Origin of the sequence: Pedobacter terrae, from assembly GCF_900100705.1 — a bacterium.
In the GTDB taxonomy this organism is placed as follows: domain Bacteria; phylum Bacteroidota; class Bacteroidia; order Sphingobacteriales; family Sphingobacteriaceae; genus Pedobacter; species Pedobacter terrae.
This window is the reverse complement of record NZ_FNCH01000009.1, coordinates 122,802-146,734: the sequence shown is the minus strand read 5'-3', so window position 1 is coordinate 146,734 and position 23,933 is coordinate 122,802. Positions and strand designations below refer to the sequence as shown.

At 38.5% G+C, this 23,933-nt stretch carries 33 protein-coding genes; 2 read left to right on the top strand and 31 right to left on the bottom strand.

Translation table 11 applies throughout. The annotated features are described in order from the left end of the window. Positions 1–15: 15 nt before the first annotated feature. The 7 genes from BLR60_RS13175 to BLR60_RS13145 form a co-directional block, all read right to left on the bottom strand. Positions 16–198 (bottom strand): hypothetical protein, encoded by a 183-nt coding sequence (locus BLR60_RS13175; RefSeq protein WP_090500549.1) that lies wholly within the window; start codon positions 196–198, stop codon positions 16–18. 12 nt (positions 199–210) lie between these two features. Next, a complete protein-coding gene (locus BLR60_RS13170; RefSeq protein ID WP_090500547.1) occupies positions 211–756 on the bottom strand; it encodes a hypothetical protein in 546 nt (181 codons plus the stop codon). Between the two features lie 25 nt (positions 757–781). After that, entirely contained in the window at positions 782–1,162 is a 381-nt protein-coding gene (locus tag BLR60_RS13165; RefSeq protein WP_090500545.1) for a hypothetical protein, read from the bottom strand. Between the two features lie 55 nt (positions 1,163–1,217). After that, entirely contained in the window at positions 1,218–2,351 is a 1,134-nt protein-coding gene (locus tag BLR60_RS13160) for a hypothetical protein (RefSeq protein ID WP_090500543.1), read from the bottom strand. Positions 2,352–2,389: 38 nt separating this feature from the next. After that, positions 2,390–3,742, bottom strand: coding sequence for a S49 family peptidase (locus BLR60_RS13155; protein WP_090500541.1), 1,353 nt, complete (start codon positions 3,740–3,742; stop codon positions 2,390–2,392). 77 nt (positions 3,743–3,819) lie between these two features. Beyond that, positions 3,820–4,269, bottom strand: a complete 450-nt coding sequence (locus BLR60_RS13150; protein WP_143009080.1) for a hypothetical protein — start codon at positions 4,267–4,269, stop codon at positions 3,820–3,822. A 125-nt stretch (positions 4,270–4,394) separates the two neighbouring features. Further along, positions 4,395–4,811 carry a hypothetical protein gene (locus tag BLR60_RS13145; RefSeq protein ID WP_143009079.1) on the bottom strand — a complete coding sequence of 139 codons (417 nt, stop codon included), beginning with the start codon at positions 4,809–4,811 and terminating at the stop codon, positions 4,395–4,397. A gap of 678 nt (positions 4,812–5,489) precedes the next feature. On the opposite strand from BLR60_RS13145, the gene BLR60_RS13140 reads away from it, so the two are divergent. Beyond that, positions 5,490–5,708, top strand: coding sequence for a hypothetical protein (locus tag BLR60_RS13140; RefSeq protein WP_090500534.1), 219 nt, complete (start codon positions 5,490–5,492; stop codon positions 5,706–5,708). A gap of 206 nt (positions 5,709–5,914) precedes the next feature. Here the strand turns inward: BLR60_RS13140 and BLR60_RS13135 are convergent, their stop codons facing one another. From BLR60_RS13135 to BLR60_RS13055, 18 genes are all read right to left on the bottom strand, one after another. After that, positions 5,915–6,355, bottom strand: coding sequence for a hypothetical protein (locus tag BLR60_RS13135; RefSeq protein WP_090500532.1), 441 nt, complete (start codon positions 6,353–6,355; stop codon positions 5,915–5,917). A 156-nt stretch (positions 6,356–6,511) separates the two neighbouring features. Continuing rightward, a complete protein-coding gene (locus BLR60_RS13130) occupies positions 6,512–7,186 on the bottom strand; it encodes an ABC transporter ATP-binding protein/permease (protein ID WP_090500530.1) in 675 nt (224 codons plus the stop codon). 12 nt (positions 7,187–7,198) lie between these two features. Then, a complete protein-coding gene (locus BLR60_RS13125; protein ID WP_167354733.1) occupies positions 7,199–7,930 on the bottom strand; it encodes an HNH endonuclease signature motif containing protein in 732 nt (243 codons plus the stop codon). Between the two features lie 122 nt (positions 7,931–8,052). After that, positions 8,053–8,478, bottom strand: a complete 426-nt coding sequence (locus tag BLR60_RS13120; RefSeq protein WP_143009078.1) for a hypothetical protein — start codon at positions 8,476–8,478, stop codon at positions 8,053–8,055. 112 nt (positions 8,479–8,590) lie between these two features. Further along, positions 8,591–8,866 carry a hypothetical protein gene (locus BLR60_RS13115; protein WP_090500525.1) on the bottom strand — a complete coding sequence of 92 codons (276 nt, stop codon included), beginning with the start codon at positions 8,864–8,866 and terminating at the stop codon, positions 8,591–8,593. Positions 8,867–8,907: 41 nt separating this feature from the next. Continuing rightward, complete coding sequence (locus BLR60_RS13110; protein WP_090500523.1) at positions 8,908–9,186, bottom strand: hypothetical protein; 279 nt, start codon at positions 9,184–9,186, stop codon at positions 8,908–8,910. A 7-nt stretch (positions 9,187–9,193) separates the two neighbouring features. After that, positions 9,194–9,442, bottom strand: a complete 249-nt coding sequence (locus BLR60_RS13105; protein WP_090500521.1) for a hypothetical protein — start codon at positions 9,440–9,442, stop codon at positions 9,194–9,196. Between the two features lie 159 nt (positions 9,443–9,601). Further along, a complete protein-coding gene (locus tag BLR60_RS13100) occupies positions 9,602–9,862 on the bottom strand; it encodes a hypothetical protein (RefSeq protein ID WP_090500519.1) in 261 nt (86 codons plus the stop codon). Between the two features lie 125 nt (positions 9,863–9,987). Then, positions 9,988–10,275 carry a hypothetical protein gene (locus BLR60_RS13095; protein WP_090500517.1) on the bottom strand — a complete coding sequence of 96 codons (288 nt, stop codon included), beginning with the start codon at positions 10,273–10,275 and terminating at the stop codon, positions 9,988–9,990. After that, on the bottom strand, positions 10,272–10,493 hold the full coding sequence (locus BLR60_RS13090; protein WP_090500515.1) for a hypothetical protein: 222 nt from the start codon (positions 10,491–10,493) through the stop codon (positions 10,272–10,274). Before BLR60_RS13090 ends, BLR60_RS13095 begins: the two co-directional genes overlap by 4 nt. A gap of 2 nt (positions 10,494–10,495) precedes the next feature. Then, the gene (locus tag BLR60_RS13085; protein ID WP_090500513.1) at positions 10,496–13,600 is read right to left on the bottom strand and encodes a primase-helicase family protein; all 3,105 of its coding nucleotides are present in this window, start codon (positions 13,598–13,600) and stop codon (positions 10,496–10,498) included. A gap of 33 nt (positions 13,601–13,633) precedes the next feature. Beyond that, a complete protein-coding gene (locus tag BLR60_RS13080; protein WP_090500511.1) occupies positions 13,634–13,861 on the bottom strand; it encodes a hypothetical protein in 228 nt (75 codons plus the stop codon). Between the two features lie 6 nt (positions 13,862–13,867). Then, entirely contained in the window at positions 13,868–14,035 is a 168-nt protein-coding gene (locus BLR60_RS24855; RefSeq protein ID WP_167354732.1) for a hypothetical protein, read from the bottom strand. 238 nt (positions 14,036–14,273) lie between these two features. Then, positions 14,274–14,453 carry a hypothetical protein gene (locus BLR60_RS13070; protein WP_090500507.1) on the bottom strand — a complete coding sequence of 60 codons (180 nt, stop codon included), beginning with the start codon at positions 14,451–14,453 and terminating at the stop codon, positions 14,274–14,276. Between the two features lie 162 nt (positions 14,454–14,615). Then, on the bottom strand, positions 14,616–14,789 hold the full coding sequence (locus BLR60_RS24670) for a hypothetical protein (protein WP_167354731.1): 174 nt from the start codon (positions 14,787–14,789) through the stop codon (positions 14,616–14,618). Between the two features lie 252 nt (positions 14,790–15,041). After that, complete coding sequence (locus BLR60_RS13065) at positions 15,042–15,470, bottom strand: hypothetical protein (RefSeq protein ID WP_090500505.1); 429 nt, start codon at positions 15,468–15,470, stop codon at positions 15,042–15,044. Between the two features lie 17 nt (positions 15,471–15,487). Then, the gene (locus BLR60_RS13060) at positions 15,488–16,024 is read right to left on the bottom strand and encodes a helix-turn-helix domain-containing protein (protein WP_090500503.1); all 537 of its coding nucleotides are present in this window, start codon (positions 16,022–16,024) and stop codon (positions 15,488–15,490) included. Then, complete coding sequence (locus tag BLR60_RS13055) at positions 16,021–16,254, bottom strand: hypothetical protein (RefSeq protein ID WP_090500501.1); 234 nt, start codon at positions 16,252–16,254, stop codon at positions 16,021–16,023. Before BLR60_RS13055 ends, BLR60_RS13060 begins: the two co-directional genes overlap by 4 nt. Positions 16,255–16,388: 134 nt before the next feature. Here BLR60_RS13055 and BLR60_RS13050 point away from each other — a divergent pair, with 134 nt between their 5' ends. Next, a complete protein-coding gene (locus BLR60_RS13050; RefSeq protein WP_090500499.1) occupies positions 16,389–16,778 on the top strand; it encodes an HTH-type transcriptional repressor FabR in 390 nt (129 codons plus the stop codon). A 220-nt stretch (positions 16,779–16,998) separates the two neighbouring features. Here the strand turns inward: BLR60_RS13050 and BLR60_RS13045 are convergent, their stop codons facing one another. The 6 genes from BLR60_RS13045 to BLR60_RS13010 form a co-directional block, all read right to left on the bottom strand. Continuing rightward, positions 16,999–17,454, bottom strand: coding sequence for a JAB domain-containing protein (locus tag BLR60_RS13045; RefSeq protein WP_090500498.1), 456 nt, complete (start codon positions 17,452–17,454; stop codon positions 16,999–17,001). Positions 17,455–17,724: 270 nt separating this feature from the next. Further along, a complete protein-coding gene (locus BLR60_RS13040) occupies positions 17,725–18,858 on the bottom strand; it encodes a Shedu anti-phage system protein SduA domain-containing protein (RefSeq protein ID WP_090500496.1) in 1,134 nt (377 codons plus the stop codon). An 829-nt stretch (positions 18,859–19,687) separates the two neighbouring features. After that, the gene (locus tag BLR60_RS13035; RefSeq protein ID WP_090500495.1) at positions 19,688–19,963 is read right to left on the bottom strand and encodes a hypothetical protein; all 276 of its coding nucleotides are present in this window, start codon (positions 19,961–19,963) and stop codon (positions 19,688–19,690) included. 385 nt (positions 19,964–20,348) lie between these two features. Further along, positions 20,349–21,347, bottom strand: a complete 999-nt coding sequence (locus BLR60_RS13030) for a TIR domain-containing protein (protein ID WP_090500493.1) — start codon at positions 21,345–21,347, stop codon at positions 20,349–20,351. Between the two features lie 715 nt (positions 21,348–22,062). Further along, the gene (locus BLR60_RS13020; protein WP_090500489.1) at positions 22,063–22,431 is read right to left on the bottom strand and encodes a ribonuclease E inhibitor RraB; all 369 of its coding nucleotides are present in this window, start codon (positions 22,429–22,431) and stop codon (positions 22,063–22,065) included. Between the two features lie 797 nt (positions 22,432–23,228). Further along, positions 23,229–23,462, bottom strand: coding sequence for a hypothetical protein (locus BLR60_RS13010; RefSeq protein WP_090500485.1), 234 nt, complete (start codon positions 23,460–23,462; stop codon positions 23,229–23,231). Positions 23,463–23,933 lie beyond the last annotated feature (471 nt).

The following is a 23,933-nucleotide window of genomic DNA, read 5'->3' as shown; positions in this document are numbered from 1 at the left end:
AAAAAATGAAAATGATTATTTTTCTTCAGCGATATCGCTTTTATTTTTCTTTACCAGAAAAGGAACGCCGGCTTTATAAAGCTGATTTGCGAGTCCTAAATCAATTTTTGAAAAATCGATTATCCCAAACTCAGCGACCTGGTGTTTCCCTTCAGTAATTCCAACTAATTTGTATTTATCTGATACTGCCTTTACCATGATCTGTCCCCCTTAAGCTGCTGGAGCCAATAGGCTCGCCAATGGTACAGTGTAGATAGGAGCAGGAGTTCCAGCGGACGCTTTTACTGTGATAACAGTTTTACGGCCGTCAGCTACTTTTTTACCAGATGTATAATCTGCAGAGATTAAAAGAGCCGGATCTTCCAATGAACCAACAACACGGTTTACATTGTTTTTCTCGGTCACAATCCAAACAATCTGCCTGTTAGCCGTTGCAGCTAAGTGGCCTAATGCAATCGGATCATTACCGGGATAAGAAAATTCATAGCTGTTTTCAAAACCTTTACCATCATTAGGACCAACGATCGTACATTTTAATTCGCCCTCTTCTAAAGTACCATAGTACTCGAAAAATTGTTTACCCGGCTTCATTACGATAGCGGTATCAATTTCAACGAGGCTGGCCAGTGTTGTCGCTGTTTCCGGATCATCAAGTACTGGAAAACTTAAGATGTCCTCTACGAAAGCGTAAAACGCTTTCTTTACACCTGCAGGATTTAATCGACCTGGAGGATAAGATATTTTTTGAGCATTCATTTATAAAAAATTGAGAGGTTAATTATTAAGATACGGGCGTAAGAATGCTTGATTCCTTAGCTAAAAGCTTTTCAAGCAATTTCTCATCAGCCGCTAACTCATCGAGTTTTTTCGGTCCAACGCCAGGAATAAGAAAATCTGTTCCGGTAAGTACATACTGGTCACCTTTAATTGAAACAACTTTTTTATCTGGAGCACTAATTTCAGATAATGCAGCCAATTGAGCTCCTAAATCCGTAATGATAGCGTTAGCGTCATTAAGTTCATCTTTCAATGACTCGATATCGCCATTGGCGCGATCTGATTCGGCTTTCTTTTGTGCTACAAGGTTCGCGTATTCCGCGTTAATTTCTGTGATGTAAGCTAATGCCTTATCCAGATCAGTAAATTTATCTACAATTTTCATTTGTGTATTTGAAAAAGCCCGGGCTTTTAAAGGCCCGAGCTGAGGTTAATATTGATTAAGCTACTAATGAGATATCAGAGCGGAAAACTAAAGCTGGATTCCAGAAACCAACACCTTTATGGAAATCGGTCAATGCCTGGATTTCACGGCCTTGTTTCTGAAGATCAAAAATCCCTTGATTTTCAGGGTTCTTATTCGCGATGATTTTGTTGTCTTCCGGAGTAGTCCAGATAACACCATGACCGGTTTGCGACGGTAGACCCACAACCTGGCAATCGGTATCGATAATTGTTTTCTTATCTGTTACCTGAGCATAATTTACATTATACTTTTCACGCATACCTTGTGCGAAGCGTTGTTCCAATACTGGAGCCATTGCGATGCGCTTACATACACGTTTAGCCAATTCTGGCAAAGTGCCCCTGAAATCTTCTACATATTCTACAAACTCTGTTGCAACAGTTGGAACGGCGCCCATTGTGATTACCTGTACACCAGCCTGCTTTAACTTTTCACGAACACCGTTCATTGAAGCACCTGGTGCTGTTGCGGTTCCCGCTGTAACGGCACCTGTTTTACCATAGAAAAACTCGTTCATCTCTAAATCTTCATTGTATTTAGGAATTACCAGATTTTCCAACCAGTATTTTACGATCGGACAATCTTCCGGCTTTAATGCATTTAAAGCAAGGAATCCTAACCAAGATTCCATTAAATCGTGAGGTACGATCGAAACATCGATTTTTAAGTTATCCAATTTAATTACCTGAGGTGTAAAACTTGTATCGCTAATTGGAGTGAACGCCTTTTGATAAGCCTGCAAAACACGGGTAATTTGAGCATTGGCTAATTCAATTCTTGTGGCTGTAGTCAGACGCGGTGTAAAAAAGCCTTCAGACACTGATTGCTGCATTAAAGCCACCCGCAAATCTTTTAATGACTGAGAACCGGCACTGTAGTAAGCACCGTATTCCGTAATAAGATCGGCAATGGTGATGGTACTAACCGCAAGCGATCCTTTTAGATGGAAAAGACCAGGGGCAACAGCGAATGATACCGCCGAGAAAGCGACACCGACAACCAAGGCCTGATCAGGAGCACCAGCTGCATGAGAAGCAAAGGCACCAAACAAGAACGTTAATGCAAATGCAAAAAAAGTTCTAATAGAGAGCGAAAAAATAGATTTCATTGTGTGTTTGTTTGTTTTATGAGAGGGTTAATTATTAATTAATTTCCTAAAGCTTCGTTTGCAGCTTTGTTGTGTGATAAGTTCGATATCACGGCGGCTGAATCTTTGTTATCAGCGTCAGGCTGAACATCATCACCGGTTTTACCATTATGAACAGCGCCAGCATTTTTACCAAAAGCAGCAACCTGACCTTCAAGCTCAGTGATACGCGCGGTAGCAGTAGCTGCAGCTGTGGTCATGGTCTGGATAGTAGTGTTTGCGGCACCAAGGTCAGTTGTTAATTGAGTGTTTGCAGTTTGTAAAGTGTCACGTTCAGTGGTTACAGCTGCAGCTTCAGTCATAAAGCTTTCTTCAACCAGGGCAATATGAGTAATGCCGGCTAAAGTAAGTTCAGCATTTGCTAAACTCATTTGAGACTCAGTAGGATTTGATATTCCAGCTAAAGCCAATACATTTTTGAAAGAATGTTCCATGTTATTTGTGGGTTGTGTTTTACTGTTGTTTTTCTTTGGCTGTTTTGCCAATTCACGAACTCTCGAGAGTGCAAAATCCCGATCCCCCAAATGATCAATCATTCCGAGCTCGAGAGCAACCGTTGCCATGAATGTTTCGCCCTGAAGGATCGTTTTGTTGGTGGACATCCCAGGGCGCTGCGCCTTTACATCTTCCTGAAAATCCTTGTTTAATGGATCAAGAGAATTTTTTCTGATAGGAGAATAGTTGCCCTTAAGGGCCTGGTTGTAAGTGTTATTTTTAAGAACCGATTCGGTAGCATAGATTTCATGAAACTCAACGCCCATTTTTTCCAGAGCAGGTTGAATATTTTGAATGAAATTCATTGTACCAATACTGCCGATTACCGCTCTAGGATGATCAATAACAATTTCATCGGCATGTACGGCAATGGCATAAGCGGCACTTGCTACGACATTACCGCCCAAAACAACCAATGGTTTGGTGCGCTTATCCATCTGATCAGTTAAGACCTTAATGGCGAAAGCCTGTCCGCCACCACTTTCAATGATCATCAGCGTACCGATGAAATTGCTGTCAGCATCAATCTTTTTTAATTCGGCAGCTAAATCCATTGTACCGATCGGTCCGCAGAATTGAGAGTACTTCATGATCGGACCACGAAGATTCAAAACGGCTACTGATCCTTCGGGAGCAGATGTAAGATCATGGTTCAAATCCTCATCATCGAAACCATCAGCATCAGCGGAAACAAAAAATGATTTGTTTCTCAAACGCTCTGCAGAGTTATCGGTTTGATTGGCGCTTGCCTCACCTTTAAGCAGAGCGGATAGAATAGGCAAATAACCCTGGGCATATTCTGGATGAATAGCCCAAGGTTCATTTAAGCCGAGAGTCGCATAATAACCGATGTTCATTAATAACTTAATTACAGTTCGTGTGTGTTGTGGTTACAAAGGTGTTTTAAAGTGGATGGCTGATAAACGACAGATTTTTAGAACGGATAGATCGGGGCGATGTCGTGTGTGTTTGCTGCAAACTGAAAGGTATATCCTTTGGCCGCGGAGCGTGTGAGTGAGCCATCAAATTTTGATGTGAATATTAATGGATTTGACGGCGTTCCGATCAGGCGTTTAAAACCTCTAGCATCAGTTAGTAGCACCAAAAACGGTTGTTGCTCCATATTTTGCATCAAACTGATATGCTGTGCAGAATCTCCAGGAAGAAAACCGGTAAGGAGCGGCTTATAAAAGGTTCCGTGCTCATTCGTTTCCGGTTCCTCTGTATATTGAAGCGTTTCATAAGTAGCATATCCATTATACCACGCGCCAAACTGCTGCAGGCCTAAGGGCAGAATATTGCTTCCATTGTTCACTAATGGATAGGTAGCCACGTCATTTCGTGGAACAAAGAGAAAAGAGCGATAACCCCCTGGGTTATACAACGGTTTATTGGGAAAATTGCCGATCATAATACGAATATCGACACATGATTTAGGCTGATAAACGACAGGTAATTTTGCTTTTTAAATTACGTGCAAGATAACCGACCACTTTATCATAAATTATTTTACGCTGATAATGAAGCAGTTGAACGGGCGTATTTGCGCTCCCATTGCTTTTCGAGGGTTTTATAGGGCAAATCATCTTCGTAAATCCCGTAAATGCTCCGAAATTCTAAAAGTGCCTTACGGATATCGCCCTTATTGCCATTCATTCTCGGTAAAACAAAGTCCATCATCCGGTCATTAAATTCGTCCAGGAGAAAGCTGTTAAACCGGAACTGATTTTTCTTCGGGATAAATATACCATAATGTGTTTCCAGATAAGGCGGAATCACGACGTTCAGACTTTCACCTTCAATTTTACAATGAAGGTCAGACTGGATGATTTCTTTTTTTTGCTTGAGGCTGTTAATTAGAAATGTGCCAAACCGATTTTTTTCGGACAGCACAAAATGAGGATCAATCGCAACATATCGGGCCATGTACTTTTTTAGGTACGGCTTTATCGCCACTGGGTGGATAAAGATCATGAGAGCAAGAAAAGTTTGTGTGTTTGTTTGGTTGTTCCGGGACTCAAATTTACTTAAAATATCTATCAGTTTTACATAATTGCACAACTGCGCAACGAAATTTACAACATTGTGAGTGTCTGAACTCACTACATTTTTATAACTTCTTAACCGTAACGCAACAAACTGCTGTACAGATACTTAAGTCTTAACTTTTGTTGAAATAAATTCTTAACCGGAGCCATCAAAGTTTTTAACCGCAAAAACCGTTAAGAATATTTCTTAACTTCTTTCTTTAGTTAAGAATAAAATCTTAACTCTTTAACTCCTATAAGCTTTTGGTTCAGTCTGTTAAAGTCTGAAATTTAAAACTGTTAAGAAGTTAAAAAAATTTACTGGATTATAAAAAATAAGGGATTGCAAAGGGAAAAGCCGCCCCCGGCGGCTGCGATTAATAAGGTGTTCGCTTCGTGCCTCGCTCACTTGTTTATAGTACAGATGACAAAAGATCTTCTCGGATCAGGAGGGGAATAAAGGCGCTGAGAATCGCGTAAAAAAAAATGAATGGCCACTAGCCAGGAATATTAAATTCTCAGGAAGTTGTTTTTTGAATTTTTCGCAAATTTGAAGCGCACCTACGAAAAAATATTAATGGAAAGATTCAGTTTCATCCATTCTTCAGACGAGATAATAGTTACATCGAAAAACAGTGGAAACACATTGTTTATGTTAACCGTAAACAATCAGTTTATGGGATATGTGGCCAAGCACAACGGTGAGTTTGTAATGCAGCCAGGCTCAAAGTTGAGCATTGACCTTTATCACGAGATCGTGTCCGGGATAAAAATCGGACTTGAGGAAAGTAAATAAGATTAGCTGAAGTAAAATTTATACTTTTGCAACTGAGCGTTAATACCAAAAAACGGGCTCGTACTATCTGTGGTACGGCCCGTTTTTTATTTTCTAATCATGATTGGCAATCACTTCATAGAGAAACCGGATTAAAAAGCCCAAAGCTAGCACCCCGATAATAACATCGCTGATGCTTCCGTCAACAAAGTAATTGTAGATTTCTTTCATAATTTAATTTTCGTTTTCGCCTGGCTAAACCTGGTATTTTTATCTTCAACCCACAAATTGAATTGAGCGTGTAAAAAATGTTCATACCCAAGCCTTTGCTCATATATAAAAAGCCGATTGTCAAAAAGACCACCTTTTCGCAACGCTTTTTCAATTTCGTCAATAATAAGGTCTTCAATAATTTGTTGACGTGTTAAGTCTTGGCAGGAAAACCAATACTTCTCCTTAAAATCGCGCATCGGAATCTTTAAATCAAATTTAAAATGCTCGAGCCAGGTTCTATCCACTATTGTTTCACGGACTTCAATTCGAACGGTATAGTATGGGACATGCTTTACTTCATCCAGTAGTTCGGCTAAAGCCCTAAGGTTTGACGATATCCAATTAATGAGCTGTTTTTTTAAAACAAGATAATCGGACTTTTTAAAAAAGTTCATATTGGACTTTAAATTTAAGTTTGATCAATTGGCCAACATAATATTTAGCCGGAACTGGAATTTTATCAAAGCAGCTGGCTGGAGCATGGATTAAATTATTCCTGCCATCGGCCTTTATCCCAAGCTGCTTCAATTTTTTTAATGTATGTTTCTTTGTCATTGTGAGCGGGCACTTTGGCTTGATAGAAACTTATTTCTAACTGTTTCTGGATCGACACCAGGTTTAACAAATACAACAGTTTTTGCGTCAAGTCTTACGGCAACAAGTTTAGATTCATCAATTTTCCTGGTTGGCATAACGCTTCGGGTTTCCCGCTCAATTCTTTCTCTTTCTTTATCCCGCTTCGCCTGAAGCTTTTCCAATTCGCGTTTGACCTTATATAACCGCTCTTTTTCTGCCTGTTTTTGGTCCTTTGCTGGGCTTGCTTTGGCTTTATGAGTCTTAGTTGCCTTTATAGGTGAAGTTTTAAGGGCTACTTTCTGTTTCTGTAACCGTTTAAGATTACTTTTTGCTGAATCTTCGAACTTTTTAATAATCAGATCTTCCCAGTTAGATTTTGGGATAGATTTATTTAAAGCTCTGGCTTCAGCATTAGCTTTCTGCTTAGCAAACTTGGTCGCAGATCGTTCAAATTTCAAAATAAGCGCCGATTCCCATTTTTCGATTTTCAGGTTGTTCCGTATAAGCTGTTTATTATTTGCAGCGTTTAACTTTTTGTGCTCCCGTTCCAGTTGATTGAATGCCTTTACAAGGTTAGCATTAGCTTTCGCACTTTCTTTCGCTTTCTGCAGAGCTATTACTATTGCCTTTTTTTCAAAGCTCCTGATCAATCCATCTTCCCATTACTGCTTCTTCCTTTCACTTACTGCTTGAGACCTGCGTTTATTTGGTGTTTTAATCCTTGGGTCAGCCGACAAACCTTTTCCCGCAAGGGAATTCAGACGATAGCTGTCTTTTTTGCTTACCAATGCAAGATTATCGAGTTCGCAATTAAGCGGGTTGCCGTCTTTAAACCGCACACAGTGTTTAGCAGGTACTTTCCCATGCGCATCTTCCCAAATATGGATGTGCAATGGCACCCAGACATTAATGCCTAGTGATATCCATTTTTTTTGGGTGCCGTCTTTATAATTTGTACGGATCGTGATAGTTCCGCTTGGCAGTGTGTTTTTTGGTTTGGAGCCACGTTTAAATCTACTTGCTTTAGTTTTTTCAATAGCTTCTGCCGTCATGTAATCGGTTTGTTTCTTCCCCTTGGTGACAGGAACGCTACCGGCTTTAAAGCGATTATCAAGCGAGCGCAACCTTTTTACTTCTTCCGGTACAACCAAGCCTAATTGCCTCATCCTGGTCAAAACTTTCGTCGTGCTAAAATTTAACTCTCTGGCCATTTTCTTTGAACCTTTCAGAAGGTAGTTGTCAACGATGTACTGATCATCTTCAATACTGCAGGTGGTTTTGGTCGCGTTTTTTTCTCCGGTCCATTTTTTTGAAAGGGCCAACGGAACCTTTAAGCCAAGGTTGCTCCGGATTGCTTTGATCGTTGTTGCTGAGCAGTTAAAATGAGCGGCCATATCAGGTGCGCTCTTTTTAAGGTAATTTTCAGCAACAAACTTTTCTATTATTTGACGTCTATTTTCCATTGTTATTTAATGATAGCGGTCCATGATCGGCTAATCATGAACCTTTTGCCTTTTTAGTATGTAAGGTCAGTCCAGTGAATTAATTGGCCGGTAAAGTCTTTGTTGAAGTAATCGAAAAATGCCTCTACTGATTCGAAACCGTCGTTAATTGCTAGTGTTTCAATCTCGACAAAATCTATATGACGGCCCTCAACATAGAGATAAACCCAATCTTCGGTTTTCCACTTAATTTCAATAGTCTGAACGCTTTTACACTTTATCGTTGGCGCGAACTGGAAACGGTTACCAGTTCGGTTATTGATGACCATGTGGATATCTATACCGGAACGCCAGCGATCACCTTTTCTGACTGTGTGAAGCTTTGGTTTAACATCTAAAATTTCGAAGTTGCTGCTAAACTTTACCAGGTGATTTTTACTGTACAAATGGTAATCATCAAGTACGGCTCTAAGCTCTGTACCGCTTAATGTTGTAGGCATTAACCCTGTCCAAATTTTAGGGACAAAGAAGTTCTTAACCCCTTTGATCTCTTGTGAAAACCCTAAAGTCATTAAATATCCTCCAATTTGATTTTTCGCCCTTTCATATTCTCTAGTGATAGCGTTCCATGAGCTGCTCATCATGAACCTGTCGCCGGTTTAATTCTTTCAACTCATCTTTTAGTGCCTGCTCCGAAAAAATGTACTGTTGAGTAGATTTATGGGTGCTTGGAATCAAAACTTTGAATAGGCATTTTGCTTGAGTGTCTTCTCCTTTATAGGCAATTTTTCTAGCCTCATCCTCGGATACAAATGCCTGTGTTCTTTCCAAATACTGGACTGCATCCGGGTATTTGGTTTTGTAGTAATCTAATTTATAAGTTGACATCGTTTAATTAACCATTACTGGGGTTATACCATCTGTTATAATTATTTTGTTCTGGCTGTTTCTTGCTTTTTTGCTTTACTCTCCAGATAGGGAACCATTTTAAGGATTGACTGGATCTGCCGCTCCGGATTTGCAAATAACTCGTCTCGATTGCCTTCAACAGAGAAGCTGACGGTTGTATCGATGGTTTCCGACTCCTCCGTGACAGCGATTATTTTGCATATAAAGGGGTTTTCAGGCTTTGAGAGATCGTTTAATTTATACACCAGGATATTTCCCGCCGGTGTTTCTACTTTTTTAAAGAAGTCTGTTAGTTTCATTTTATGTTTATTCTGAATCTGAGTTTGGACTTAGGCATTGGATAAAAACGCCTGGATGGTCGGATTCGTGGCCTAATACTACTATAGAAGACGAGTCTGGAGGTGAATAATCTAAACCGGACAATTCTTTGGGAATAATTGATTCATCGTCAATACTTACCTCTGCAACCGTTACAATCATATACTCGCCCTGCCCGGCGGCATCAATTAAAATGATATCGCCAACTGTTATTTCGTCAATCCTGAGTATTTCCATTATTTCGTTATTTCTGTAAGTTTTCCGCTTTTGATAAAGCTTTGAACAGCATGAGCATCCAGAGTCATTGTATGGTGATCTGTGGCGACATCGAATAATCCGCGTCCAGCAGGAGCAATGGTGATCACCTGATCACCGCGCTCAAATGTTCTGATTTGGTTAGTCATTTCCTTTACCGTCACTTTCTGAGAGTGTGATCACAATTTTTCCATGGGATGGAATTATGTCAACATCCCTACTGTACATTGCCGCTATAGCCACGAGGTTGCGAAATTGCAGAGGATCAACCTTTTTAGCAGTTATTTTAAACATAAATCCGATTCCATAATCCTGAACTTTAGCCTCAGGGAATGCAATACCCAACGATTTAATTAATGCCGAATCTTTAGATTCTTCTGTGTTTTCTTGTAATTTTTCCATCTTTGTTGTTCTTTAAATAATTAATTATTTACCGCCCCGGCCATTCGCACTGGCGGGGCGGTTTTGCTAACTGGCAATTGCCAGGATCAAAGCAAGAATGATTAAAAGAATGATCCCGTCTTTCATTATACTGATTTAGATAACTCCTTTAGTAGCAGGTTAATTTCAAGTTCAGTTTCTTCGATGTATTTTTTCGTAACGAATTCCTTTGCTTCCTGCAGTTCCTTCATGTATTTACTATTGATCCGCATAAAAGGATCATCTTTGGATTGCTTTTCAAGGCTCGAAAACATTGTTTCCAGCATTCCACGTAAAGGGGAAGGTTTTAAGCTCTCCTTTAATTCCGCTTTTAGCCTCATCAGATCTTGAATTTGCACTTCAAGTGATTTCGTTTGTTTTTTGGTTTCAGTCATAATTTCTGATTATTTATTAATTCAATTTTATTATCATTTATCAACTCGTGCAGTCGAACGGCTTCGATGTACTGTATTTTAGTGGTGTGTTCATACTTGAGCTCATACATTGTCCGCTTATAATTGTCACCGGCACCGGTACTCCAGATATCAATTATCTGAAACCTAAAGGCGGTTCCGGTTACATTCCATTTCGTATTTACACCAGGTACTTCCATTATTATTTAATTGGGAAATCATCGTCCTGATCATTAGGATCTAGTGATCTTTTACTTTCAGATTGATTGACATTTTCATTAAAAGGAATATTAGTTTGGGCCGTGTTCTGGATCTCACTGATCCTTCTCTTTACAAGTTCATCAGCTGACACATTCGATTCATCCCCAATTCCCTCAGGCAGATCATGTGTAGCCTGGATATAAAACATCTCGGAGGCAACCTTTGGCATTTCCGGAAGTGGTGTCCAGGTGTTTGATCTGGCATCGTAATGCTTGCGTTCAACTTTCTGGATGATATTACCTTGCTTGCCAAGGAATTTTTTAGGGTTGAATAGGTAACCTTCCAACCTGCAGAACGCTGCCAACTTAGTTTTGAACGTCTGGGCGGTGAACTTTTGCGGGTTATTCATGAAAACAAAATCCTTATATGCCTCTTCCCGGGCAAAGAAAATATCAAGCTTACCGCTTTCTTCAGAGAAGTATGTTTTTGCCCAATCGTAAAATACCGGGCCCATTGCCGCCATTAAATTCCTTCTATTCACATTGCCCATTGCTGGAGTAATTTTTTCAGTAGAGCTCAGGTAAAAGCGCAGCGCATAAACAGCCGTATTGTAAAAGTTATTCCACTCTGCTTCATTAAATTCTACGAAAAGCTGCTTGCCAAACTCAGTACTCGGATCACGGCTTTCTCTGTAGTCGGTCGTTTCTCCCATATTATGGTAATAGTCACTGAAAACGTTGTAGATCATACGGCGTTCAGTTGAAGGCCCTAAATTTTTCGGGGTGTAGTTGCTTGAGAAAGAGAACTTACCTGATCTGTCAAACGTGATCGTATAAGGCTTTTTTCCCTTCGGGTTAACCTTAGTGTCGCCGGTGATATCCGGATAGAATACATCAAGCTTTAGGTACTCGTGTGCGTCATCTATAAATATATAGCGATGGTGTTCGGTAAGGCCGTCATACTTGTGGGGATCATCCGTGATTTTTGGGTTACGGCCATTAAGCATAAAGTGCTTGCGCAACAACGTTTTCATGGCCACGTCATATAATATAGATTTACCAGAACCGCCATGGCTCTGGCCATCTTCATTCACCTTGCCATCCATGGCAAAAATGAACCAGGGCTTTGACCGGTCTTTATACCGGTGCATCAAATAACCGATGGAAAAAAGCTTATTTACCAAATGGCGCTTTTGATCAATGATCTCATCTTCCGACAATAGTTCACCATCGATAGCAAATTTATTCCTGGCCAGGTATTCCTCTTGCTCAATACCGGTTAGTTTGGATTTTGGCAGAAGTTCCTCGAGTTCTTTGCGCCAGTGAGCACGGCTTGTTTGCACCAGGTACTTTAAGAAAAGACAATCTTTGTTCTTGATCTCGATATCATATTCGCCAAGCTCATTCCTGGTGATCACAAATGGCTCTTCTTTTGGTGCTTGCCAGCGGTGAGGGTAAACTTCATCCTCCCACACAAACCGCTTAACTGCACCAGGCTTATGCTCAATAATACCCACGGCAGTTACTTCGATGGTCTTATTTTTAAAGAACAAAAACTGCTTTCCCTTTTCGTTATCAATAAAATCGATATCAATCTCATCAAGGCTATTCAGGCTGCTATCATTCAGCTGAGCTGTTCTGTGCATTTCGTCCCGCAGATCGATATCCATGTGACGACTCCGGAGAAAATCCTTTACAAAAGCTTTTATTTTTATGGCTGAGGTGACACGGACCGTGTTCCCTTCAATTTGGATATATTCGAAGTCCGTTTCCTTGTCGCCAACCGGTAGCCGGTAAAATCCATTTCTCTGGAGAAAATTATAAGCGTACTCGTTCCGGAATTTGTAATCATAGCCGGTAAAATCTCCAGACTTGTTAAACTGGGCTTTCTTTTCCCAGAACCGGTAAGGCATGGCACTATATTCTACCAGGAGTTTAAAATCTTTCTTTTTGAAATGATTAAAGTAATCACGAACATCTTTACACGGATTTCCACGCTTATCATAATGCTTTTGTAACTCTGATGGCAATTCGATATCGTAGATATCCAAATACTGCATGCAAAGCTTGTGGCGTTGCTTAGCGCCTGTTTCATCTAAATCGCCAAGGTTATAGAACTTTTTAACCTTTTGAGCTATCCGATCATACTGGGACTGATGAAGAACGGCAGACTCACTGTTTAACCATATGACGCGATATCCACATAAAGCAACATTTATGGCATCAGAACCACCGGTACATAGAATTACCTCATCGAGTTTATAATCATCATCCTTGCGCTTTTTCTTTTCTCCATCTTCAATTTTGTCCTCCTGCTCAATCCGCTCACGATGCTCATCGTATGCAAGGTTAAGCTGCTGGAGGCCATGGATAAAATCTTTCGGCTTTTTCCCGGGGATGTACATAAAACGCATTGCTTTCTCGGGGTGCAAAGGCTGGTAAATCTTTTGAAAGCGGTCAGTTTCTTTTGATCCTTCTTCTTTTGTTCCCTCATCAATTAAAAACATCGGGTATTTATCTGATGCGGAAAAGGTCATCACCTTTCTGTTTTTGATGATGGAATAGGAATTCATTGGATGGAAATGGTATTCTTTCAATTTATCTGAGATATGGCCATGGGCAAACTTTGCCTTTTTCTCATCCTCATTTTTCCAACTAAAGCTTTCCCTGATTTTTGTGCTCACAATCGTTTCTATTTCGATATCATTAAATGAGCCACGGGTTTCATACGACCAGGTACCGTCAGCCTCCGCTGATTCTGCAGGCCTTTCAGAATAAATGGCCTTAATATCTGATTTAGATGGATCAGCTCCCTGGATATTGTAGCGGCTGGCCAGTTCATTCCGTGCGGTGTTCCAATCGCAGGCATGTTCAATAACATAGCAATGGATGGCGTTGCGGCTTTTGGCATCATCGCCAAAATCCACAACAAGGTAGGTACCGTCAGCTAACCGGTTTAATTTTGCTGATGCTGTCTTTTCTTCTCTTGTTTTAAATTTTCGGTTAGGTTGATCTACACTTTTTGCGGCATCCGGATATAAGCTGAGTATGATATCCAGTCCGCCATTAGTGGCTTGTAAAATGTCTGCATCTTCAAAGTAAGGCATGGTTTGTTTGTGTGTTTGGAGTGTTGAGAGTGTTTATTGTTTGTTTTCGCCTAACAGAAAAGATGAATTGAAACCAAGAGCTTCGATCTTATCTTTCTCATCAGCGGTATTGGTAAGCTTTTTTGTTTTTGCATTCATTTTGTTGCGATATCGATTTGATTGGATCAAAAGGTCTACCTCCCGTAGTTCTGCTGGAGAACATGCATCCAGGAAGTTTTCTACAGAAAAATCGAAATCTGCAAGTCTGGTGATTTTAGGCATGGCAAATTATTTGGTTAGATGCTGTTTCACCTCATTTCTATAGGCTTCAGCTAAAATTGTAGCCAGGCCATAGCGCAAGGCGATCAGCAATAAAATTATTAAGGTAACTTGAGAGAAAAAGCTGATCCATCCCATGATTGGTTTGACATCTTCCGCGTTAAGATTTCGTTTCATAATATTTGGTCAATTTTTATGTGTGATAATAAGTCCCAGATTGTTTCATCTAATTTTGATTTTTCAAGCTGAAGCTGATCGTCGCTCATCATATAGGTATTACTGATCATCCTTCTTATGCAACACGGACAACCACCAGACATGAGTCGAAACTTCTCAGTTCTTTTAGCCTTTCGAAGTTTTATCGCCAACAGAATATCAGAACGCTGTTGATCCATAAGAAGTAGGATTATCTCAATCATAATTTTATAAATACGTGCCTAACATTTACCGGTGCTAAAAAGAAGTTTTGTAGAAGCTCGAGGTTAGCTTGAGCATAGTTCGCGGCCTGAACAGGATTAACCTTCGAAAGCTTATCAATATTCATTTTTTCATTGGCCAGCCAGTGGGCAAGTTTTTTAGTGGTTTCTTCATTCATAACAGTGCGGTTTATTTGAGGTATTAGCACCGGCGGACCAAATGTTCCTACCGGCGACTAATTAACGCTCTCACCACCCCAAGCCCGAACCTTGGTAGGTGTCGGGCTTTTGGGAAGCGGGGTGGGTCTTTCCTCTATTTACGAGCCTACAAGCAAGTCTCTTTAACTGGTTTCGCTACCTTCATCATCAATCTTAAAAATTTCAGATCTCAACCTGTAAACCACATATTTCTCTGCATCAATAAAAAAATGCCGGTCTAAACCAAGGGATTCTACTACATCTATAATCCCGTCAATAAGATTATATAGTTTTAAAATTTTTTCTTCTTTAGTCATTGTATTTAAATCGAAGCTAAGAGCCATAATATTGAGTTGTTAAGTTAATACCCGAGCTATTAAACCTGGGGGAACTTTCGCTCAACCCCAGAATCTAAATTAACGCTCTCACTGCCGAAGCCCCGCATTTGTTACAGTGCGAGGCTATCTGGCTAATATTTTAAAAATGGTTCGCCCCAGAACATTTCCGAACCATTTCCCCTGGCGCCAGGCGTAGGCACTTCGGGAGGTAGCACTTGCTACCCAAGAACTCTACCCGCCATTTAATTCACTTCCGATGCAGAATGATAGGATCGGTTCTATTTTTTCTTTAAAGTTGTTGTGAAATCGAGATCCAACTTTGGGCATAACTTTTAAGAACTTTGGACACTGATATGCGATAATTTTCACCAGTTCATCAAAATGCTTCAGTCTACTGGAATAAATAATTTCGTAAAGGTTTACAGCTACATCACCCATTGGATGGTTTTTAAGCGCTACTTTCCTTTGCTGAAGAAAACCGATTAAAGTTTTCGCAATAGTATTTCGGTTCTCAAAGAGCATTTGCTCCTTTACCGCCTTAAGTGGTGGCATAACCTTTTTTTTCTGTTCGGAACTTACCCGGAATCCGTTGTCGGTTTTGAAAACAGCGTGCACGTAGCCACTGTCTTGCATCTGTGATAAATGAGCGTTTACCATCATTGCTTTTGTTTAAGGGTTTATATTAAATTGATTTTTTTAGCACGTAGGGCTAAATCGGCTTTTCTGTGACAGCCGAAAAAGTCTCTTAAATATTTGTTATGAACGCGGACAGTTTTTTCGCTGATTTTGAGCTTAACAGCGATCTCCTTATCCAACATTCCTTTTCCAATGCATTGAAGAACCTGGAGGCGTCGATCCGTCAAGCCAGAACCTTGAGAAGGGCTTATGCATAAAATACCATTCTGATCGCACGATAGGCGGTGGTCGCATTGCACAACCTCTCTCTCCAGCTTTGATTTATTCGGGTTATAGTCCGCCACAAAATCAAGGTTGGCCTGGTTACATGAAAGCCATTTATTTCTACGGCTATCGATATCGAGGATATCCATTGTGTCCAGGGCTTTTTGGTGAGCAGGCTCAATAGAATTATCAATCACCTGAAGCACCTCAATTGGAAACTCAGCATAAGGCAACCTGTGGCCATCGAAAACTAAATGATTTTCGTGATCATGAGTAAAAAACTCCCCATTATTACAAACTAATCCGGCTATCATGCTTTCAGGTCTACTAATTCAGTTTCGATTACGTTGGCCTTCAGATCCTGTAATGCCTTGTTTTCTTTCGCTACGAGGATAATTGCGACTAGAATCTCATTGTTATCGAGTTTGCCCCTCATTACCATCCTGATCGCAGTAGCACTGTATGGAACTTTTTCCATAACCTTTGCTACCCAATCCCTCGGGAGGTTTTTCTTTACCAGGTTTAAATCGTGTTTCGCTATCATAGTACTTTTATAGTATTTACAGGCTGTTGTCTGACTGTTATCTTTGTGTCGTATTTGTGTTGCGTAAGTGTCGCATCACTGTTGTACAAAAGTGTAACATATTATACACTTATGCAACACTTTGTGTTGTATGAATGAAAAAATATAACGCTTTATTTTGTAACAAGTTGATAGACAGAGGAAAAATTTTAGAAAAAGTAGTGCAGGATATGGGGATATCTATTGCAGAAGTTGCACGTAAGACTAATTATGAGCGTACGACTGTATACCGACACTTTTCTAAATCCGATTTAGATTATGCCATAATTCTAAAATATGGTAAGGCTCTGAAATACGATTTCTCAGTGCAATTTCCTGAATTGCTCGATTTCACATCACAGTATGACGCTCCGCTTTCAGATTATAAGGTTATTACTGTAGCCGATGCATTGAAAGAACGTGACTATTGGAAAGATAAATATGTCGCACTTCTTGAACGGCACAATGAACTACTATATCGGGAACTTGGAATGAAAAGCAAGTAAAATACAAATCAAATGTTTCACTCTTCTTATGTACAAAACTGATAAGTATCTGATTTTCAATAATTATTTAACACCCTTCCGGGGTACAAAAAAAGCTTTCAGTAAAAACTGAAAGCTTTTTATTTTAGCTCTATCCTAGTTTGTTTCGCATTTGGCACGCTAGTTTGTAAATCTATTAGTTAATTCAAAGTTAGTTTCTTTAGTCTGAAGTTCAAAGTTCCTAGATCATGCTATCATCAGCAAAACTGTAGTAGTTGTCTTCATTTATTATGAGGTGATCCCAGATATTTACATCAAGTAGCTTACCGCACTCTACCAACCTCTTAGTTAATTTTAAATCTGCATCACTTGGCAAAAGCAATCCACTTGGATGATTATGAGCAAGTATTATTCCTGATGCGTTACCTTGTAAAGCAATAGCGAATATTACCTTAGGATCGACATAAGTACCACTCACGCCACCCATTGATATATCTGCAATGCCAAGAACTCTATTAGTTCTATTGAATAGGATTACTTTAAACTCTTCGAGGAATGCGATCTTCCCCGTGTCCCAGTGATTCTTTATAAGCTGAAACATTTGGTTTGATGAGGTAATCTTTGGACGATCGTTGATGTTGTAATCGGGCTTGTAGCTTAGTTGCACTTCAGCTACCTTAAATTGTTCTTGTACCATTTTGTATATATTTAAATATGGCACAGGTACCAAGCTTTCAAACCAATTAAGGAACGGAACAACGGAATAAATGGCCTGTGTGATGGCGACATGAGCGTTTATGCCTGAATTTCTTGAAATGTGTTGAGGGGGGAAGCTTAATTGGTGCTATGATTAGATAGATACTACATATCACTATCACTCAATATCCAACTTTTGATCTATTTCTTTCTTTTAAGGGAATGGTTTAAGTCTTGGATATTCTTCGAAGAAAATAGTTAAAAAGTTCTGCTAAGCATGGCTTAAAATTTTAACCATTGTACGAGCTTTAAGCAAAACATCATCATAAGTTAAAATATTAATAAGACCATTGAATGCCTTATTTCTACGTATTAAACTTGCTTTTGTTTTATCAGTTAAATCTGAACTTCTTCCAATTATAATATAACCTTTTGGTGTTACTAACCCCTGTAATTTTTGCCTAGCATAAGAGCCGTTCTTTTCAATCCAGTCTAGCCAGTCTATGACCTGCTGTTCTGCATGAACTAAATGGCTTGAAGGGTTGCCTGCTTTTGTAAAAAGTTGTAAAGCACTTGACTCAATTTCCATTAAATCGATCAACCCGGAAAATCTTTCCAGTGCATAATCAACTTCATATTCAGCACCTAGTTTATGTTTTGGAATGATGTTTGAATATTCTAAACCAAATAATATTGGATTTTTGGTCAGCGTTTCTTGTAACCTATTTTCATTTCTTGTTTCCGATTTTAATAGATCCGCAAACTCTTTAATAGCTACTTCAAGATAGGTTAAGGTACGATGTGCATTGTTAAGCTTCATCAACTCATTTTTGACAGAGTCCCTTAAAAGCAATAAATCGGAAGCTGACCAATAGTTTGTTAAATTTATATTTTTAAAATTTTCTATTTTAAAATCCTCGGTTCTTTTCGCATTCGTAGGTATTAGTTTTACATCCTCTCCATTTTCATCTGGTGCTGTAAATCCTTCACTAATTAATTTTTGATAGTAATAACTAAGTTTTTTCTCCGCTATCGCATTATTTGGAAATATTGGCACTTCCAGAGCAACCGCCAATCCTAAAGAATTTATGACTTCTTTTTCAATTTCTTTATCATCACCTGAAAAAAGGATATCTAAAAAATGGTCATACCTGATGTCAAATTTATTTGTGTCAAAAACAGGTGAAATTACATGAATAACTGGTACATTATTTTTGATGTCAAAAATAAATTCAAGCGCAAGCTTTGTTAAGGTATAGTTGGAGAAATTAGTTTTCTCTTCCTCCTTTTTTTTTGATGATTCTTTCAATAAAATTTCAAACCTAGGATTAATTGGATGTTCAAAAAGAACTGGAGAGCTTTCTTTGTCCTTTTTCCACCTAGATAGTCTGCTGTTACTTTTCATATTGAATTATCCTTAAGCATGTTTAGTAAATTTACAAATCTTTATAGGATATCATCTGACTGGCAATCCCATTTCTTCATCTTTACTTGCAGCTAATCTAGTAGAATAACATCAACAATTTTTCAATTATAGCTTACTTCTACTTCAGCTACTTTAAATTGAGTTTGTTGTACCATATTATTTGGATTAATTATGGTACTTGAGCAAGCTTCAACTCAACTAAATCAAGAAACAACGGAATAAATAGCCTGTGTAATGGCTACATGAGCGTTTATGCTGGAATTTCTTGAAATGTGTTGAAGGGATAAGCTTAAATTGGCGCTATAGTGAGATAGATACTATATAATGTTACTTCTCAATATCCAATTATCAATCTGTTTCTTCTTTTAAGGGGGGGTTAAGTTTTGGATATGTGAATAGTTGATCTTGCTACAATTAGCCATTTTTATAAAAGTTTAACTTATAAAGAAGAAAGATGAACTTGCTTTAATTAATTAATGAAAAACTATAAATATACATTTAACTTATTTTCTTCGTCTTGAAGTATGGTGTGATTGGAAATTTCTGAGTAAGCTATACTTATAGGCAATAGAAGCGTAAAATCCAACAATATTAGAAGGGGGTTATAGAGTGGCAATAAAATTGGTGAAAGATAAAAGTTGGTTTTACAATTAGTACACCTAAGTATTATGTTTATAAGTTATGAGTTTACTAAAACAACATCAAGACTTCATTCGAATTCTCATTCCTTGGTCCTGCAATTCTAATACCGCTCTAATTTTTGACGTATCCCTTCCTTTAGACTCACAAAAATCTATCAAATTATATTCTATCTTACGATGGATAATTGCAGCTTTGTCCCTAATAGAGTCGATTTTATCAAGCAATTCATTTTTATTACTCCCGCATTAAAATCCTCTTCGTTTCCACAGATAACATTGTGAACTAACCAATTTCTTAGTTCCAGAAAAGCATCTAATTCACTTTGTATTGATGGACTATACAACTTTTCTGTAACTGCAAGTTTGATAGCCTGCCCTAAAGTATACCGTTGTTTTTGTAGTAAAAATTCATCAGCTCGTTCTTTTGTTTCGTCAGGATTCATCTTAAGGGTAATTGAATGTTCAATGCCTGTTCAACTACCTGAGTTTTCATTAAAGCTTCTCCAAGGGAAGCGTACAAGTTAATTTCATCACTGTTGGCTGGTATTTTTTAATATTTTCGTTCATATACTTTTCGTATTATTAATGGCTTGCAGCTTTGGAACGTTAGGACTTCTAAACAACTCAGGGTCATTACAAGCTCCTGTAATAAGTCAGTCTAGTATCAATTACTTCCCGAGGTTTTTAGCTCTTCCTATAACATTCTGAAGCTTTGGTTCTGACGAGTTTTGGAGCGCAAAATTTTCAATTTATTACTGAGTTTATTAGAGGCTCCAAGTTTGTACGTCAGCCCACCTGACGCAAAGCCCGTGTTATAAGCAGGTTTTTTCATTCTTCAATTACTGGTCTTACAAATTCTACTAAGGAAACTCGCCCTTGAATGTCCTTTATTGTAACTTGCATAATCATACCTTCACAATCTTCTAAGTCCATTGGAATATTCACTTTAAATGTCGCTGGTTGGGGCAGTCCGCCATCAATTGCAATATTGTCTGCGTACAAGTAAGTTCTGTTGGAAGTGTCTAGAATTGGATTCAATCGACCTTTCAGCCCTGGTATATACCCGGTGCTAGTACAAATCACCGAACCAATATTCTCTGAGGAATGAACTGAAATTTCAAAATTATTCACGGGATCTATTTTTTCAACTATATAAGCCGGATAATTCGCATTGGCAAAATAAAGTTTATAACTTCTTCTCGTGTTTATTACAAATGTTGCTTTCCCTTCGCTATTTGTCTTGTTGTTCAGGTGAGTATCATTATCAGCGATTAAGAATAAGTCAGCTCCAATAAATGGCTCTCCTTTTTCATTCTTTACTGTTACAGAAAAATTAGACGGATCGGTTTTAGGAATTTTGACAAGCGGTGATAGGCTTTTCCTAACTTGGTCGCTTGGAATTGTCCGTCCGCCTAAAACAAGCTTTTTGAAAATAACTTCACAAAAGTCACCAGCACTTTTTTCTTTCAGTGATATATAACCGATTGTTGGAAGTAAGCCTGGAATTTCTGTTTCGTCAAACATTGCTGGTAATATATATTCCTGATTCTCTTGAAATGCTCTGCTCTGCATTGCCTGCCTTTCGTGATTTGTCCACAACTTTTTATTGTAGTTGTCAGAGACAAACATTATTGTATAAAGTGCCTTATTTCTATAAATGTCGCTCAAGTAATCATAAAGATTCTTACCCCATAAATTAGCCTCTTCAAATTTGTCATAAAATACACTAATTCCTTTCGACTTAAGAATATGCGCTACTTGGTCTACATAATCTCTATCTTCACCTGCAAATGATAATGCTATATCAAATTCTACTTGTCGTGTCATTTTAAACTTGCTTGTAACTCATAAATATACGCAACTAAAAAATCAAAAAAGCTCGATTAAATCGATTATCGCAGTTTTTAATGCATAATATGCGTACAGTTTAATGTTTTTTAAACTTTTATAAACGCTTGCACTCGAATAATCTATTAAAAAAAGGAACTGATAAGAGCTTAAACATTTAGTTTTGTAAGATATAAATTTAATCTCTAACGCCAATAAGGAAAACTTTAAATACGCATATTTAAGTACGCTCACTGTCAATGCGAACTGAGAAAATGTGTGAGAACTGGTAGCTGCTCAGCAGCGAGGTTCGATCTATGTTTTAACACAAGCGTTAGCGCAGCATTTTCGATTACGCAGGTGAGCTGAAAAGTGGAGCCTGACTAGATTTATCCAGGATGATACGTAGCAAATCCTAGATAAAGATAGAGATAGCATTCATGAGCGATCCGCTTTGCCAAAATTAAAACCATGACAGAACGAGTGTGATGGCATGTGTTTTAAGTGGCATTAGACATGGCGTAGTACCGATCTTCATACCTACTGGCACTGCCTTTTGCTAAGAACCAAAAGCTAAGATGTGAACGCAGTAACTTATAAAACAAGTACTACAATTGCCGTTTTGCACAGAATCAATGACTAGACCGAGCCTTTCCGCACTTAAGCCGCCATTGTGAGGAAAGGATTGGTTTAAGGAGCGTCTAATTAATTTTAATTAAACCCCGACCTGCCAACCGTCTAATTGACAGTCATATTGATAACCGAAATCCCACATTGTTTGATTCCAATTGTTAATTTCATTTAAAGACATTTCGACTTTATCAGTAATTCCTTGGATATCAAAAAAACCATCAGTTTCGACAATAGAAACCTTACTGTATGAAGGAAATTGATCTAAAAGTTTGTCTTTCAATAAAATGGCTTTATCCTCACTATCTGTAATAAAGACAAACTCTATTTTTAGACTATCATTTGACTTTATCCCATCAGCATATATGTTATTCAATATATCTTCATTTATTTCCAAATGGATTTCAGAATTATATAGGTCTGCTGTGAAAAAGGTGTTCGAGGTGTTAGCCATGATGCTAAGTTAATAAAACCAGAAGCAATTCTATTAGAAACCTACATCAATATAAACACTAATCCCTTCGTTTCTCGCTGTAAGCCACTAAATGAGAGAAGGAGTGAATTACGATGCATCAAAACGGTTTGCCTACTACTTTACTTTACCAAACATCGAAATGATTCTATTAGCATTAGGATTTGTATTTCTTTCGACCAGTGATCAACGTCGGAGTACTTCTTCAACTCACTTACATCAATGGTGCCTTTCATCACGTAAGAATTTGATTTGTTACCATACTTATCTTCCCTCTCAATTTTCACATAGACCTTGCAATTACCATTTTGTTCTTTAAAAAAGTTATATACCTTACTATTAAGTTGCTTAAAGTTACCCGCGGGCTTGTTAATCTCAATCTTGCCAAAGCTATAATCAAATTCAGCGATGTATAATCCTCCGTTTTCATAATGAACTTATGGCTTACTCCCGAGGATATTGTTAATTGAACTTCTATTCGGGTCAAACCCGTAAGATAAGAAGCCTATTAACGTGACAAGTACAATTACTATTAATACACCTATTGAAAGTAGCTTGATGTTGTCAATAGCATTCTTCCATTTGACAATCCGGTCGTGCCTCTTTACATTCGCATCATACTTTTCTTGATTGAATTCTATACGCTTATAGGGCGCTAGTCTTTTAATAACTGTTCCACATTCACAGGACAAATTAAAATGTTTAAAGATAGCCATCGGATCAATTAACTCACCAGATATGGTGGTAGTTTCAAGCCTATAAATCCTGATAATCAAAGATTAAGCATCTTCCCCATTCCAAACATCATCATCCGCCTGCCGAATTTCCTTGTGGCCAGAACTTACACTTTTTAGTTCTTCGTGGTGATAATTTCTTTCCGGATTTTCGGGCAATGCATCATCATTACGCGCTGGCAATTTTCTCAAATGCTCCGGCTTTTTAACCTCTGGCAAATCATTGTGTACAACCGAGGGCGTTAAGATTTTCTTTGTGGGCTTATTGCTGTTTTCCATATCATTTAAGGACTCAAATTTCAAGCCACAAGCAGATCAGGGTTAAAATGGTGACAATTGGATATGCTTTTAAGCTTCGGAATTGGCGAAAGACCGATAAAATGCAGCCTAAAGAGAAATTTTTACAAATAAATTTACAGCTATGGTAATCTTACTTGAAAGATCCTTCTAATACGCTCATGATGATAAAAAGTGGAAAAAATTAATGAAAACGCACAAAAAAATCGTTTGTGTTTATCTATATTGAGTTAAATTTTCCTATCGGTTAATATTCATACCGACTCAATGAATGAGTTTGTAAAATTAGGAAATATACGGCCTGTGGTTCCAGGCGGTTTGCATCCCCGCTTCCGCTTATAGTCCTCGCTGCGCTCCGGGCTATTTCGCTCTAATCGGGTTTTAGAGACAAAGGCTAATGCACCCAGCAAACGCTAAATATGAAATGCTGCAGAGCAATTTAGACCTGGCTGG

What these genes read in the sequence shown, in the direction of transcription:
- BLR60_RS13105 (WP_090500521.1), bottom strand. Translation starts at nt 9,442, where the DNA reads ATGGAAATACTCAGGATTGACGAAATAACAGTTGGCGATATCATTTTA.
- BLR60_RS13010 (WP_090500485.1), bottom strand. Translation starts at nt 23,462, where the DNA reads ATGGAAAACAGCAATAAGCCCACAAAGAAAATCTTAACGCCCTCGGTT.
- BLR60_RS13160 (WP_090500543.1), bottom strand. Translation starts at nt 2,351, where the DNA reads ATGAAATCTATTTTTTCGCTCTCTATTAGAACTTTTTTTGCATTTGCA.
- BLR60_RS13040 (WP_090500496.1), bottom strand. Translation starts at nt 18,858, where the DNA reads ATGAAAAGTAACAGCAGACTATCTAGGTGGAAAAAGGACAAAGAAAGC.
- BLR60_RS13020 (WP_090500489.1), bottom strand. Translation starts at nt 22,431, where the DNA reads ATGGCTAACACCTCGAACACCTTTTTCACAGCAGACCTATATAATTCT.
- BLR60_RS13050 (WP_090500499.1), top strand. Translation starts at nt 16,389, where the DNA reads ATGAAAAAATATAACGCTTTATTTTGTAACAAGTTGATAGACAGAGGA.
- BLR60_RS13175 (WP_090500549.1), bottom strand. Translation starts at nt 198, where the DNA reads ATGGTAAAGGCAGTATCAGATAAATACAAATTAGTTGGAATTACTGAA.
- BLR60_RS13095 (WP_090500517.1), bottom strand. Translation starts at nt 10,275, where the DNA reads ATGACTGAAACCAAAAAACAAACGAAATCACTTGAAGTGCAAATTCAA.
- BLR60_RS13030 (WP_090500493.1), bottom strand. Translation starts at nt 21,347, where the DNA reads ATGACACGACAAGTAGAATTTGATATAGCATTATCATTTGCAGGTGAA.
- BLR60_RS13070 (WP_090500507.1), bottom strand. Translation starts at nt 14,453, where the DNA reads ATGAATGAAGAAACCACTAAAAAACTTGCCCACTGGCTGGCCAATGAA.
- BLR60_RS13045 (WP_090500498.1), bottom strand. Translation starts at nt 17,454, where the DNA reads ATGGTACAAGAACAATTTAAGGTAGCTGAAGTGCAACTAAGCTACAAG.
- BLR60_RS13165 (WP_090500545.1), bottom strand. Translation starts at nt 1,162, where the DNA reads ATGAAAATTGTAGATAAATTTACTGATCTGGATAAGGCATTAGCTTAC.
- BLR60_RS13135 (WP_090500532.1), bottom strand. Translation starts at nt 6,355, where the DNA reads ATGAACTTTTTTAAAAAGTCCGATTATCTTGTTTTAAAAAAACAGCTC.
- BLR60_RS13170 (WP_090500547.1), bottom strand. Translation starts at nt 756, where the DNA reads ATGAATGCTCAAAAAATATCTTATCCTCCAGGTCGATTAAATCCTGCA.
- BLR60_RS24670 (WP_167354731.1), bottom strand. Translation starts at nt 14,789, where the DNA reads ATGACTAAAGAAGAAAAAATTTTAAAACTATATAATCTTATTGACGGG.
- BLR60_RS13155 (WP_090500541.1), bottom strand. Translation starts at nt 3,742, where the DNA reads ATGAACATCGGTTATTATGCGACTCTCGGCTTAAATGAACCTTGGGCT.
- BLR60_RS13035 (WP_090500495.1), bottom strand. Translation starts at nt 19,963, where the DNA reads ATGAATCCTGACGAAACAAAAGAACGAGCTGATGAATTTTTACTACAA.
- BLR60_RS13140 (WP_090500534.1), top strand. Translation starts at nt 5,490, where the DNA reads ATGGAAAGATTCAGTTTCATCCATTCTTCAGACGAGATAATAGTTACA.
- BLR60_RS13055 (WP_090500501.1), bottom strand. Translation starts at nt 16,254, where the DNA reads ATGATAGCGAAACACGATTTAAACCTGGTAAAGAAAAACCTCCCGAGG.
- BLR60_RS13120 (WP_143009078.1), bottom strand. Translation starts at nt 8,478, where the DNA reads ATGCCTACAACATTAAGCGGTACAGAGCTTAGAGCCGTACTTGATGAT.
- BLR60_RS13110 (WP_090500523.1), bottom strand. Translation starts at nt 9,186, where the DNA reads ATGAAACTAACAGACTTCTTTAAAAAAGTAGAAACACCGGCGGGAAAT.
- BLR60_RS13115 (WP_090500525.1), bottom strand. Translation starts at nt 8,866, where the DNA reads ATGTCAACTTATAAATTAGATTACTACAAAACCAAATACCCGGATGCA.
- BLR60_RS13060 (WP_090500503.1), bottom strand. Translation starts at nt 16,024, where the DNA reads ATGATAGCCGGATTAGTTTGTAATAATGGGGAGTTTTTTACTCATGAT.
- BLR60_RS13065 (WP_090500505.1), bottom strand. Translation starts at nt 15,470, where the DNA reads ATGATGGTAAACGCTCATTTATCACAGATGCAAGACAGTGGCTACGTG.
- BLR60_RS13100 (WP_090500519.1), bottom strand. Translation starts at nt 9,862, where the DNA reads ATGGAAAAATTACAAGAAAACACAGAAGAATCTAAAGATTCGGCATTA.
- BLR60_RS13090 (WP_090500515.1), bottom strand. Translation starts at nt 10,493, where the DNA reads ATGGAAGTACCTGGTGTAAATACGAAATGGAATGTAACCGGAACCGCC.
- BLR60_RS13085 (WP_090500513.1), bottom strand. Translation starts at nt 13,600, where the DNA reads ATGCCTTACTTTGAAGATGCAGACATTTTACAAGCCACTAATGGCGGA.
- BLR60_RS13125 (WP_167354733.1), bottom strand. Translation starts at nt 7,930, where the DNA reads ATGGCCGCTCATTTTAACTGCTCAGCAACAACGATCAAAGCAATCCGG.
- BLR60_RS13080 (WP_090500511.1), bottom strand. Translation starts at nt 13,861, where the DNA reads ATGCCTAAAATCACCAGACTTGCAGATTTCGATTTTTCTGTAGAAAAC.
- BLR60_RS24855 (WP_167354732.1), bottom strand. Translation starts at nt 14,035, where the DNA reads ATGAAACGAAATCTTAACGCGGAAGATGTCAAACCAATCATGGGATGG.
- BLR60_RS13145 (WP_143009079.1), bottom strand. Translation starts at nt 4,811, where the DNA reads ATGGCCCGATATGTTGCGATTGATCCTCATTTTGTGCTGTCCGAAAAA.